Source organism: Stappia indica, assembly GCF_009789575.1.
Taxonomy (GTDB): Bacteria; Pseudomonadota; Alphaproteobacteria; order Rhizobiales; family Stappiaceae; genus Stappia; species Stappia indica_A.
Genome location: NZ_CP046908.1, coordinates 2,587,286 through 2,599,496 on the forward strand (window position 1 = coordinate 2,587,286; position 12,211 = coordinate 2,599,496).

The 12,211-nt window shown below is 70.1% G+C and carries 12 protein-coding genes; 8 read left to right on the plus strand and 4 right to left on the minus strand.

Annotation, left to right across the window (positions count from 1 at the left end; translation table 11 throughout):
* Positions 1-13 precede the first annotated feature (13 nt).
* The 4 genes from GH266_RS12100 to hemC all read right to left on the minus strand — a co-directional run bounded on the left by GH266_RS12100 (position 14) and on the right by hemC (position 5,772).
* Positions 14-1,924 (minus strand): heme biosynthesis protein HemY, encoded by a 1,911-nt coding sequence (locus tag GH266_RS12100; RefSeq protein ID WP_158194132.1) that lies wholly within the window; start codon positions 1,922-1,924, stop codon positions 14-16.
* Positions 1,925-1,985: 61 nt separating this feature from the next.
* Complete coding sequence (locus GH266_RS12105) at positions 1,986-3,944, minus strand: COG4223 family protein (RefSeq protein ID WP_158194133.1); 1,959 nt, start codon at positions 3,942-3,944, stop codon at positions 1,986-1,988.
* Positions 3,945-4,125: 181 nt separating this feature from the next.
* Positions 4,126-4,833: a uroporphyrinogen-III synthase gene (locus GH266_RS12110; RefSeq protein ID WP_158194134.1), complete on the minus strand. Its 708-nt coding sequence runs from the start codon at positions 4,831-4,833 to the stop codon at positions 4,126-4,128.
* A gap of 3 nt (positions 4,834-4,836) precedes the next feature.
* Entirely contained in the window at positions 4,837-5,772 is a 936-nt protein-coding gene (hemC, locus tag GH266_RS12115) for a hydroxymethylbilane synthase (protein ID WP_209001450.1), read from the minus strand.
* A 50-nt stretch (positions 5,773-5,822) separates the two neighbouring features.
* On the opposite strand from hemC, the gene tsaD reads away from it, so the two are divergent.
* From tsaD to GH266_RS12155, 8 genes are all read left to right on the plus strand, one after another.
* Entirely contained in the window at positions 5,823-6,977 is a 1,155-nt protein-coding gene (gene tsaD, locus GH266_RS12120) for a tRNA (adenosine(37)-N6)-threonylcarbamoyltransferase complex transferase subunit TsaD (RefSeq protein ID WP_158194135.1), read from the plus strand.
* On the plus strand, positions 6,974-7,498 hold the full coding sequence (locus GH266_RS12125) for an NUDIX hydrolase (RefSeq protein ID WP_244953676.1): 525 nt from the start codon (positions 6,974-6,976) through the stop codon (positions 7,496-7,498). The genes tsaD and GH266_RS12125 overlap by 4 nt, the downstream gene beginning before the upstream one ends.
* Entirely contained in the window at positions 7,495-8,514 is a 1,020-nt protein-coding gene (locus GH266_RS12130) for an NAD(P)H-dependent glycerol-3-phosphate dehydrogenase (protein WP_244953677.1), read from the plus strand. Before GH266_RS12125 ends, GH266_RS12130 begins: the two co-directional genes overlap by 4 nt.
* A 114-nt stretch (positions 8,515-8,628) precedes the next feature.
* The gene (locus tag GH266_RS12135; protein WP_067224394.1) at positions 8,629-8,916 is read left to right on the plus strand and encodes a YciI-like protein; all 288 of its coding nucleotides are present in this window, start codon (positions 8,629-8,631) and stop codon (positions 8,914-8,916) included.
* A gap of 3 nt (positions 8,917-8,919) precedes the next feature.
* Positions 8,920-9,342: an EVE domain-containing protein gene (locus tag GH266_RS12140; protein ID WP_158194136.1), complete on the plus strand. Its 423-nt coding sequence runs from the start codon at positions 8,920-8,922 to the stop codon at positions 9,340-9,342.
* The gene (locus GH266_RS12145) at positions 9,339-10,004 is read left to right on the plus strand and encodes a class I SAM-dependent methyltransferase (RefSeq protein ID WP_158194137.1); all 666 of its coding nucleotides are present in this window, start codon (positions 9,339-9,341) and stop codon (positions 10,002-10,004) included. Before GH266_RS12140 ends, GH266_RS12145 begins: the two co-directional genes overlap by 4 nt.
* Before the next feature lie 145 nt (positions 10,005-10,149).
* Positions 10,150-11,319, plus strand: a complete 1,170-nt coding sequence (locus GH266_RS12150; RefSeq protein WP_158194138.1) for a M20 aminoacylase family protein — start codon at positions 10,150-10,152, stop codon at positions 11,317-11,319.
* Between the two features lie 75 nt (positions 11,320-11,394).
* Positions 11,395-12,180 (plus strand): sulfite exporter TauE/SafE family protein, encoded by a 786-nt coding sequence (locus GH266_RS12155; protein WP_209001451.1) that lies wholly within the window; start codon positions 11,395-11,397, stop codon positions 12,178-12,180.
* Positions 12,181-12,211 lie beyond the last annotated feature (31 nt).

Sequence of the window (12,211 nt, forward strand, 5' to 3'; positions counted from 1 at the left end):
TCTCTCGCCGTCCTCAGTTGAAGAAGCGGTAGCCCGGCTTCTTCGGCGGCTCCTCGTCGTCGCCGCCATCCGGGCCCGGATCGTCGGGCATGTGCTTCAGCGGAAACTCGATCGGCCGCGACAGGTCCTTGTCCTTCGCGTCCTTCGCCACCGGTTTCGCGTCGCCCTCGCTCTTGGTCGGCGCGGCAGCTGCGGCTGCGACCGGTGTGGCGGTGGCCGGTGCGGAAGCCTCCTTGCCGTTGCCGGCAGTAGGCACTGCGGGCGTCACGGCAGGCTTGGCCGTCCCTTTTTCCGAAAGGTCCTTGTCGGCAGAAACCGGCTCGGCCGGCTGTGCTGTCGGGGCAGGAGCGGGTGCAGGCTTCGCCTCGGCTCCAGGCGCCTCCGAAGCCGTCTCTGGCGTCTTCTCCAAAGGCTTCGCTGCCGCCTTTTCAATCGCCTTCTCCGGGCCCTTCTCTTCGGTTTCGGCAACGACCCCCGGCGTGGTGTCGGCGGGCTTCGGCGCAGCCCTCGTCATCTCCACCAAGGGTCCGTCATCGAGTGCGGCGATCCCCTCCGGCCGGGCCGGGATCGAGGCCGCAACGGCCGGCAGCGCCTCGAACAGCGCCTCGTCCAAGGCCTCGAGCGAGGTGTCCTGATGGTCGAGGGCGGCCGGCGGCGAGGTCCACACGAAGGCATCCAGCCGGCCATCGACCGGCGACACGGGCGCCCAGCTCTCGCTGACGACGCCGTCGGCGACCCAGGCCGGATCGGCCGGCGCGCGCACCGCGCGTGCCAGCCACTCGCGCACCCGGCCGCGGTCGCCGTGCTGGGTTTCCTCCAGCTCCGCCATCAGCAGGAAGGCGCGGCGGGTCGGCTCCAGCGTCATCGCTGCCTTGAGCTGGGCCCGGGCCAGCGTGTAGTCGGAGGCCTCCAGCGCGGCGCGGGCGAGCGCCAGCGCGCCTTCCGCATTGTGGGCGCGCAGCGCGGCCAGGGTCTTGATCCGCTTCAGCCGATCGAGCGCCGAATCGCCGGTACGCGCATGGGCATAGGCGTCCGCCAGATCGGGATGCGGGGACAGCTTCCAGGTGGTCTCCACCACCTTCAACGCCTTGCGGATGTCGCCGCGCCGGGTGGCGAGCCGCGCCGCGACGACCGCTGCCGGCACCAGGTCGGGCGCCAGCCCGTGCGCCTCGGAGGCCAGCCCCTTGGCCTGGTCCGGATCGCGGTCTTCCAGCTCCAGCGCCTGCGCGGTCAGCAGCACCGCCTTGTGGCGGCGGAAGGTCTTCTTGTCGACGAGCTTGGCCGCGTAATTGCGCTCCAGCGAACGGATCGCATCGGCCCAGTCGCCGGCAACCGCCTGATAGCCGAGCACCGCGCGGCCGGCCCAGGCAAGGCCCGGAACCAGCTTCGCCGCTTCCTCGGCATAGTGGCGCGCGGCGACCGGCTCGCCGACACGCTCCGCCTCGACATAAAGCCCGTGCAGGCCGACCGGCTTGAGCCTGGGATCCTCCAGCATCGCCTCGAAGCGGCCGCGCGCCTCCTCGTGACGCCCGGCCAGCTGGGCGCTCTGGGCGAGCAACAGGGAGGTCGACGGCTCGTGGCCGAGCAACTTGGCGGCCTCCCCGCCATAGCGCGAGGCGCTGGTAGCATCGCCCACGCCCAGCGCCAGCATGCCCTTCGACAGCGCGTCATAGCCGCGGTCGCGGCGGCGACGGCGGAAGAAGCGGCCGACAAGGCCGGGCGAGCGCATCAGGAACAACGCCAGGTTCCACAGGAAGATGCCGACGGCCAGCAGCACGGCAAGCGCCACGGCCGCGGTCATCAGCCCGGTCTCGATCCGGTAGCCCTGCCAGTCCAGCGTCACGAGGCCGGGCCGGTCGGCGATCCAGGCCATGCCGAGAGCGGCGGCGAAGACCAGGGCGATGAAAATCAGCAAGCGGATCATGTCGTCTCTACTCCCGGCGGCTCGTTACCCGGCGGTTGGTGCGCAACTGGCGCGGCGGTCGTCAGTTCGAGGCGGCAGGCGCCGCCGCACCGCCCATCGATTTCAGCACGTCGCCGGTCACCCGGTCCATCAACTCGTCTGCGGCAAGCCGCGCCCTTGCATCCGCCGCCCAGTCCGCGCCGGCAGCACGCACCGCCTCCGGCAACTCCTCGTAGGCGGCAAGCGCACCGGCAAGATCGCCGCTGTCGACCCGCGCCTCCATGCGGCCGAGCGCAGCTTCCGGCGTTGCCGCGTCGCTTTCGCCGGGCTGGCGAACCGAGACCAGCGAGCGTGCATTGGCGAGCAGACTGCCGACGAGATCGCCATCGGCCGGTGCGTCGATCTGCGCAGCCATGGCGCGCGCGGCGACGGCGAAGTCGGCCCGCAATGCAGTGCGGGTCGGTACGCCGCTTTCCGCACGGGCCGCCAGGGCGGAGAGATCCGTGCCCTCCGGCAGGGCCGAGGAGACGGCGGCCAGCTCGGTCGCAAAGGGCTCGCCCCGATCCATCGCCGCACGCAGCGACGAGACGGCAACGGCGCGCGCCGCCGTTTCCCTTGCGCTGACGTCGCCCATGCGCGCCTCGACCGGCGACAGTCGCTCGTCCAGCGCGGAAACACGCCCGGTCAGGCCGGAAAGCTCCTGCTCCAGCTTCGAGGCAAGGGCAGTCTGGTTGCCCGAGATCGTGTCGAGATCGCCGCGCAGGCCGGAAAGCTCCGACTTGAGCCCTTCGAAGTCCTGCCCCAGCGAGGCCGCACGGTCCCGCAACTCGGCAAGGCCGCCGGAAAGGTCCGAGGTGTCGGGAACCTTGGCCGCAAGTTCGTCCAGGCGGGCGGTCAACGCCTGCTGGCCGTCCGAAATCTGCTTGAGCGTCGTATCGAGTGCGCCCTGCGCCTCCTGCAGGCTGGCCAGCCCGGCCGTCTCACCGGCACCGCCGGAGGACACGAACCGGCGAAGCTCGGCAAGACCGGATTCGATCTGGTCGATACGCGTTGCCGCCTCGTCGGACAGGCTGCTTGCCGCCGACCCGGACGACAGATCGCGCAAGGAGGCCTCGAGGGCGCCGATGCGCTCTTGGACGGCGCTCAAGGCAGCATCGGCGGCCGGGGCCTCACGCTCGGCAAGGCCTGCGATCTGCGTCTCCAGACCCGTGATGCGGCTTTGCGCCGCGGTGAGCGCCGACTGCAACTCGGCCGATGCGCCGCCTGAAGAGAGCAGACCTGCCTGATTGACGCCCCAGACGCCGCCAAGGACGATGGCGCCGCCGAGCAGCGAGGCGGCGAGCAGCCCGCCAAAGCCGGTCGAGGACTTGGCTTCGCTCGCGGCCGCAGGCGCCGCGGACTTGTCCGGCTTGGCCTGCGAGGACGCAGTCGATGCAGAAGAAGTCGGCTTGGTGGCCGCCGAGCTCGCGCCCCCCGATGATGCCGAGGTGGAAGAAGTGGAAGACGGCGCGGCGGACGAGGAGGCCGCCCCCGAAGAGGGTGTTGCCGTTGCCGGCTTGGCAGCCGCCGGACCGGAGGAGGACGACGTCGCCGAAGATGCGGGCGATGCCTGCGAGCTACCGGAAGACGCGTTGCTTGCCGGCGAAGCAGGGGCCGACGACGTGCCGGCGGCGGGCTTCGCGCCGGCGGCGCCGGAAGAGGCGGAACCGGGCGTCGAACTGCTCGCAGAGCCGGCCGAAGCGCCCGTCGGCGAGCCTGTTGCCACGCGGCTTTCCGGCTTCGAAGACGCCCCTGCCGCACTCGACGGCGCCGAAGGCGAACCGGCCGTGGAAGACGAGGAACTGCCGGCCGTGGCGGAGGATGTCGAAGCGGTCTTCGCTGCCCCCACTTCCTTGGCCTGCAGATCGATGGTCACCGGCTTGCGGCCCGCACCTGCAGCCGCCGCGCCCTTGGCGTCGGTCGCTTTCGGATCGCCTGCCTTAGGGTCGGCGGATGTCGAAGCGGTGCTCCTGGGGTCCGGCTTCTTGCTGTCGGCAGCCATGAACGGTCTCTCCCTTGGGTCCTTCACCGGGGCCGGATGTCGGCACGGGGCCAGTATAGCGCGTCCGGCGGCGTCCTTGCCCCTCACCCCTTTGTCTATGTTCGCCGCTCTTGCGGTGCAAAACAAATCTGCCCCCGGGCGGGTTTCGCCGCAGGTGAAAAAACCTTTCAACACCCGCACATCACGGCGGCAGCAAAGCCATCAACCCGGCCTCATCCGGAGTTTTCGCAAGGTCCACCGGCCCAAGGCCGGTCAGCGGTTCGCCTGCTTCCGCCGAGATGGCGAGAAAACGGAACGGCGGGCGGTCGCCCCAGGCGGCCAGCACATCGGCCAGCGCCTGTGCGGACCGGCGCGAGTAGACGGGCGCAAGAACCGGCTCGGCGCTGGCCGACAGGGCCGTGCGGATATCCTGCGGCAAGCTGCCGACCGGTTCCATCGCATAGAGCTCGACCAGCCGGCAGGCGATCCCCGCCGGTGCGAGCAGCCCGGCCAGGTCGCCCGAGCGGTCACGCGCGGCAAGATGCAGCACCTCGGCTCCTCTCGGGATCGCAATCCTCAGGGCCGCGGCAAGAGCGACGAGATCCCCCTCGGCCGCGTGGGTCTGCGCAAAGCCGGCCGCCCGTGCAGCGCGTGCGGTCGCCTCCCCCACCGCATGCAGCGGCAGGGCGTAATGGGCGGGAGACAGAAGGCGGACTGCCGCCTCGATGCCTCTTGCGCTGGTCGCCGCAATCGCCGCCAGCCCCTCTGCCGGCGGCAGGGTATCCGGTCCCGGATCGAGCAGGGCGAACGCCAGGAGCGGCGCCACATGCACCTGGTGACCGGCCGCGCGGTAGCGGGCGGCACTGCGGTCGGCGGCAGGCGCCGGGCGGGTCACCAGAACACGGGCCATGGCTCAATACGCGAAGAAGTCCGGGCCGCCGCGGCGCTTCAGCTCGGCGCCGGCATCGCGGCCCATCGCTTCGGCCTCGGCCGTCGTCCCTTCGCGCCGGGTCTCGTGTACCGTGCGTCCGTCCGGCGTCAGGATCAGTCCTTCCAGCACCAGCCGGTCGCCGGACAGGCGCGCCAGCCCGCCGATCGGCGTGCGGCAAGAGCCGTCGAGCTCGCGCAGGAAGGCGCGCTCGGCCAGAAGGCAGGTCTCCGTCGCCGCGTCGTGGATCGAGGCGATCATCTCCCGCGTTGCCGCATCGTCGGCGCGCGCCTCGATGCAGATCGCCCCCTGCCCCACGGCGGGCAGGAACTCCTCCACCTCCAGCAGCGAGGTGATGACATGGGCGAGGCCGAGCCGGCGCAGGCCGGCATTGGCAAGCAGCGTTGCGTCGACCACCCCGTCGGCCAGCTTCTGCAGCCGGCTCTGGACATTGCCGCGATAGGTCACCACCTCGATATCCGGTCGCAGGCGCTTGATCATCGCCTGGCGGCGCAGGCTCGAGGATCCGACCACCGCGCCCTGCGGCAGGTCGGTGAGCCGCGCCGCCTTCGGCGAGATGAAGGCGTCGCGCACGTCCTCGCGCGGCAGGAAGGCGATGATCTCGAGCCCGTCTGGAAGCACCGTCGGCATGTCCTTGGAGGAGTGCACGGCGATGTCGATCTCTCCCTCCAGCATCGCCGTTTCCAGCTCCTTGGTGAAAAGGCCCTTGCCGCCCACCTCTGAGAGCGGTCGGTCGAGGATGCGGTCGCCGGAGGTCTTGATCACGACGATCTCGAAGGCCTCCTGCGGCAGGCCATGGGCGGCCATCAGCCGGTCGCGGGTCTCGTGCGCCTGGGCAAGCGCCAGGGCGCTGCCACGCGTGCCGATGCGCAAGGGAAGGCCGGAATGTTTTGTTTGCAAGAAACTCGTCCCTGGTGTTAGGCGGGGTGCGTCCGTTAGGCGGAACCGCGATGATAAGACCTGAAAGCGCATCGGCCAATGCGGCCGGCTCAAGTTTCCCTCCTGCCGGGCCGCTGACGGTGTTGGGCATCGAGACCAGCTGCGACGAGACCGCAGCCGCCGTGGTGCGCGTTGCGCCCGATGGCAGCCGGCAGATCCTGTCCGACGTGATCCGTTCGCAAACCGGCGAGCACGAGGCGTTCGGTGGCGTCGTACCCGAAATCGCCGCGCGCGCCCATATCCGCATTCTCGACGGACTGGTGAGTGCAGCGCTCAAGGATGCCGGCGTCGGCTTCGACGAGCTCGACGCGGTCGCCGCAACCGCAGGCCCAGGCCTGATCGGCGGCGTCATCGTCGGCCTGACCACGGCCAAGGCCATCGCCATGGCCGCCGGCAAGCCGCTCGTCGCCGTCAACCATCTGGAAGGCCACGCGCTGACCGCGCGGCTGACCGACGGCCTGCCGTTTCCCTACCTTCTGCTGCTGGTGTCCGGCGGCCATACCCAGTTCCTTCTGGTGGAGGGTGTCGGCCGGTATCGGCGTCTCGGCTCCACCATCGACGATGCCCTGGGAGAGGCCTTCGACAAGACGGCAAAGCTCCTGCAGCTCGGCTTTCCCGGCGGGCCGGCAGTGGAAAAGGCCGCAATGCGCGGCGATCCGTCGCGCTTCCACCTGCCCCGGCCGATGCTCGACCGGCCCGGCATCGACGTCTCCTTCGCCGGGCTGAAGACCGCCCTTCGCACCACCGCCGAGGCGAACGCGCCGTTGTCGCAGCAGGATGTCGCGGACCTTTGCGCCTCCTTCCAGCAGGCGGTGACCGACGTGATCGGCGAAAAGAGCCGGCGGGCGCTCGCCCTTTTCGCAGAAAGCCACCCGCAGATCGCGCCTGTGCTGGTGATCGCCGGGGGTGTTGCCGCCAACACGGCGATCCGGGCGCGGCTGGAGGCGGAGGCGGCGAAGGCCGGCGCACGTCTCGTCGCACCGCCTGGCCGCCTATGCACCGACAATGCCGCGATGATTGCCTGGGCCGGCATCGAACGGCTTGCAGAGGCGCGCGCCGCCGGCAAGGCTCTGGACGAGCGCGACGCCCCGGCGCGGCCGCGCTGGCCATTGGATTCGGAGGCCGCCACTGTGATCGGATCGGGACGCAAGGGAGCCAAGGCGTGACCGCAGACCCCCGCTTTTTCGAGGGCGTCCTGTGCGACGCCGTGCCGGAACGCTTCGACCGGCTGAAGCACAAGGCCTATATCTATCTGACGGCCGGGCGCGAGGTGCTGGTCTTCCGCCAACCCGACCAGCCGGAAGTCGGCCTGCAGGTCCCCGGCGGCACGGTCGATCCCGGCGAAAGCCATCTTTGCGCCGCCTGCCGGGAGTTTCGCGAGGAAACCGGGCTCGAGGTCGCCCGCGCGCTCGACCCGCTCTGCGAGCAGACCGTACTCTTCGACAATTCCCGGGGACGCGACATCCACGCCCGCCGGCTCTATCACGGCCGGCTGCGCGGCAACGAGACACGCCAGGCCCGCTGGGAACATTACGAGATGACGCCCTCGGCCGGCGGCGATCCAATCCGCTTCGAGCTGTTCTGGATGGATGTCGGCGAAGCCCTGCGGCTCGGTCCGGACCGCTTCTTCACCGGCTTTCACGCCCCGCTCGCCGAGCTGGCGCTCCGGCTGGGGATCGCCCCGTGAGCCGCACGGCGGACAGCGCGCCGGAGATCCGCCGAATCGCCGTCATCGGCGGCGGCGCCTGGGGCAGCGCGCTGGCGCTCACCGCCGCGCGGGCCGGGCGCGACACGGTGCTGTGGGCGCGCGACGCGGAAACGGTCGCGGCTGTGGCCTCGGGCCGCGGCAATCCGGTCTACCTGCCTGATATTCCCTTCGATGCCCGCGTGGCCGCAACCACGGACCTTGCCGAAGCGCTGGAGGATGCGGACGCAGCGCTGCTGGTGACCCCGGCCCAGACCACGCGCGCCATGGGCGCGGCCATCGCCCCGCTCGCCCGGCCCGGCCTGCCGGTGGTGCTGTGCGCCAAGGGCATCGAGCGCGAGACCGGGCTGCTGCCGGCCGAGGTGCTCGCCGAGGCAGCGCCCGCCTGCCGGGCGGCGATCCTCTCGGGCCCGAGCTTTGCCGCCGATGTCGCCCGCGGCCTGCCGACGGCGGTGACGCTGGCCGCCGAAGACGGCGAGCTGGCCGATGCGCTGGCGCTCGCGCTCGCCAGCCCCCAGTTCCGCCCCTACGCCTCCACCGACCCGCTCGGCGCGCAGATCGGCGGCGCCCTGAAGAACGTGCTGGCGATTGCCTGTGGCGCGGTGGCGGGCAAGGGCTGGGGCGCGAGCGCGCTGGCCGCCCTGACCGCGCGCGGTTTTGCCGAGCTCAGCCGGCTCGGCCTGACGCTGGGCGCCAGACCGGAAACGCTGACGGGTCTTTCCGGCCTTGGCGATCTGGTGCTGACCTGCTCCTCGCCGCAGTCGCGCAATTTTGCCTTCGGCATGGCGCTGGGCGAAGGCCGCACGGTGGCCGAGCTCGCGGCGACCGGCAAGCTGGCGGAGGGCGTGTATTCCGCCGCCGTTGCCGTCGATCTCGCCGCCCGGCACGGGGTCGAGATGCCGATAGCGGCAGCGGTGGCCGACGTGCTGGACGGCCGGCTCGACGTCGACGAGGCCTTGCAGCGGCTGATGACGCGCCCGCTGCGCCGGGAAACCTGACAGGGTTCTCGGCGCGGCTTGCGGACGGCCGTGAACCGGGTATCTATGCCGCATGACCCTTTGGCGTCTTGCCATGCGCGAGACGCTACCGAACCGATACGGGAGGCCCCGCCGATGCTTTATGCCCTCATCTGCACCGACAAGCCGGGCGCGCTGCAGACGCGCCTCGACAACCGCGCCGACCATCTCGCCTTCCTCAAGGCGATGGGCGACAAGCTGAAGGCGGCCGGCCCGTTCCTGGACGACGACGGCGGCATGACCGGATCGCTGGTGGTGATCGAGGCAGCGAACCGCGACGAGGCGCTCGCCGTCGCGTCCGAGGACCCCTATGCCCGCGCGGGCCTCTTCGAAAGCGTCGAGATCCGGCCCTGGAACTGGGTCATCAAGAACCCGGAGGCCTGAAGCATGCGCTACTGGCTGTTCAAGTCCGAGCCGGACAAGTGGTCCTGGGAGATGCAGAAGGCGAAGGGCGAAGCCGGCGAGCAGTGGGACGGCGTTCGCAACTACCAGGCCCGCAACAACATGCGCGAGATGAAGCTCGGTGACCGCGGCTTCTTCTACCATTCCAACATCGGCAAGGAAGTCGTCGGCATCGTCGAGGTCTGCGCGCTTGTCCATCCCGACAGCACCACCGACGATCCGCGCTGGGAATGCGTCGACATCCGCGCCGTCCGCGACATGCCCAAGCCCGTGACGCTGGCCGACGTCAAGAACGAGCCGCGGCTGGCCGACATGGCGCTGGTCACCTCCATGCGCCTGTCGGTGCAGCCGGTGACGGAAGAGGAATGGAAGATCGTCTGCGAGATGGGCGGCCTGAAGGACGCATGACCACGACCGTCGATCCGCGCGCCTTCGTGCTGGCGAACACGCGGATCCACCCGGTCCCGCATGCGCCGGAGATCCGCCTGTACCTGGCCGACGAGGCGGTGGCGCTGTGGCAGAAGACCGAGGACGATCTCGGCGCCATCGGCCTGCCGCCGCCGTTCTGGGCCTTCGCCTGGGCCGGCGGCCAGGCGCTGGCCCGCCATATCCTCGACGAACCGGCGCTGGTCGCCGGCCGCAGCGTCTACGATTTCGCCACCGGATCGGGACTGGCCGCGATTGCCGCCGCCCGCTCCGGCGCGGCGCGGGTGGCCGCTTGCGACATCGACAGCTTCGCGCTCGCCGCCGCCCGGCTCAACATGGAGCTGAACGGGGTTTCCTTCGCCCTTGAAGGCGAGGATCCGCTCGATCTTGCCCCGCCCGACGCCGAGGTGATCCTGACCGGCGACGTCTTCTACGAAAAGCCGATGGCGAGCCGGGTGCTGGCCTGGGCCGACCGGGCGCTGGCCCGCGGCTCCCGCGTCCTGGTCGGCGATCCGGGGCGCGCCTATCTGCCGAAGGAACGGCTGCGGCACCTGGCCACCTTCGACGTACCGGTGAACCGCTCGCTGGAGGATTTCGAGGTCAAGCGCACCAGCGTCTACGAGCTGCTGGCGCCGAAAACCTGACGTAGCGGCGAGGCGGCGCCTGCAAAAGTGGGCCGGCAAAATGGCGCCGGGACTTGCGCAAGTCCACGTTTTCGGCGTCAGATACGCGCCTCTCCGCGGCAGCGCCGCAGCCTCGACAGCCTTTCGCCAAAACCAGAGGACCATCATGCCGATCATCAACCGCTTCGCCGATCTCGCCGAGGAGATCACCGAGTGGCGCCGTGACATTCATGCCCATCCGGAACTGCTTTACGACACGCACCGTACCTCCGAGCTGGTCGCAGACAAGCTGAAGGCCTTCGGCGTCGACGAAGTGGCGACCGGCATCGGCCGCACGGGCGTGGTCGGCGTCATCAAGGGCAAGTCGAACGGCTCCGGCAAGGTGATCGGCCTGCGTGCCGACATGGACGCGCTGCCGCTCGACGAGATCACCGGCAAGCCCTACGCCTCCACCGTTCCCGGCAAGATGCATGCCTGCGGCCATGACGGCCACACCGCCATGCTGCTGGGCGCCGCCAAGTATCTGTCCGAGACCCGCAACTTCGACGGCACTGTCGTGGTCATCTTCCAGCCGGCCGAAGAGGGCGGCGCCGGTGCCAAGGCGATGGTCGACGACGGCCTGATGGACCGGTTCGGCATCCAGGAAGTCTACGGCATGCACAACATGCCGGGCGAGCCGCTCGGCAGCTTCCACATCCGCCCGGGCGCGATGATGGCCGCTGCCGACCGCATCCAGATCGACATCGAGGGCGTCGGCGGTCATGCCGCCAAGCCGCATGAGGTGGTCGACACGCTGCTGGTCGGCGCCCACATCATCCAGGCGGTGCAGTCGATCGCCAGCCGCAACGTCGACCCGCTGAAGTCCGTAGTCGTGTCGATCACCGCCTTCAACGGCGGCTTCACCGACAACGTCATCCCGCAGACGGCCCACCTGCGCGGCACCGTGCGCACGCTCGACGCGGAAATCCGCGATCTCGCCGAGAGGCGGCTGAAGGAGATCGTTCCGACCATCGCCTCGGCCTTCGGCGCCAAGGCGGAGGTCAACTACCTGCGCGACTATCCGATCACCATCAACCACGCCGAGCAGACCGACTTTGCCGCCGGCATCGCCCGGACGATCTCTGGCGACGACAACGTGGTGACGGACGTCGCCCCGACCATGGGCGGCGAGGACTTCTCCTTCATGCTGCTGGAGCGTCCGGGCGCCTTCATCTTCGTCGGCAACGGCGACAGCGCCAACCTTCACCACCCGGCCTATGACTTCAACGACGAGTTGATCCCGGTGGGCTGCTCCTACTGGGTCAAGCTGGTCGAGACGGCGATGCCGTCCAGCTGATGCCGTCGAACTGATGCAAGACCGGATGCGGGAGACCCTCCCGCATCCGCCCCTCCCCTACGTGCGGGCCTCCCCTTGACCGCCCTTCTCGACACGCTCCAGCATCTCACCGCCGCTCCCGGCATGTCCGCGGCCTCGCAAGTCCTGCTCATCGTCGTCAGCCTTGCCACATCCGCCGTATCTGCCGCCTTCGGGCTGGGCGGGGGCATGATGCTGATCGCGGTGATGGCGCAGGTCATGCCGATCCCCGCGCTGGTCCCGGTTCACGGCGTCGTCCAGATGGGCTCCAACGGCGGCCGGGCTCTGGTGTTGCTGCCGCATGTCAACTGGATCGCCGCCCTGTGGTACGCGCTCGGCGCGGTCGCAGGCGCCGTCCTCGGCGGTGTGCTTGCCGTCAACCTGCCGGCGGAGATCGTCCGCCTCGCCCTCGGCCTCTTCATCCTGTGGATCGTCTGGGGCCGGATGCCGCGCTTCGAGCGCGCGCCGAAGCGGGCGATGGCCGGCGCCGGCTTCGTCGCCACCGGCCTCAGCATGGTCTTCGGCGCCACCGGCCCGATCGGTGCCGCGGTGCTGGCGGCCCTGCGCCTGCCGCGCCGGACCTTCGTTGCCACACAGGCAGTCACCGCGCTGTCGCTGCATGTGTTCAAGATCGCCGTCTTCGGCTTTCTCGGTTTCGCCTTCGCCCCCTGGACGGGCCTGATCCTGGCGATGATCGCCAGCGGTTTCATCGGCACGCTGATCGGCACGCGCCTGCTTGCGCGCATGTCGGAAGGCGCATTCCGATACGGGTTCCGTCTCCTCATGACCGTCCTTGCCGGCGGTCTCGTGCTGCGCGGCCTTGCCGGGTTCCTGCCCGCCTGATCCGCAGCCCCCTTTCACCTCCCTCAAGGAG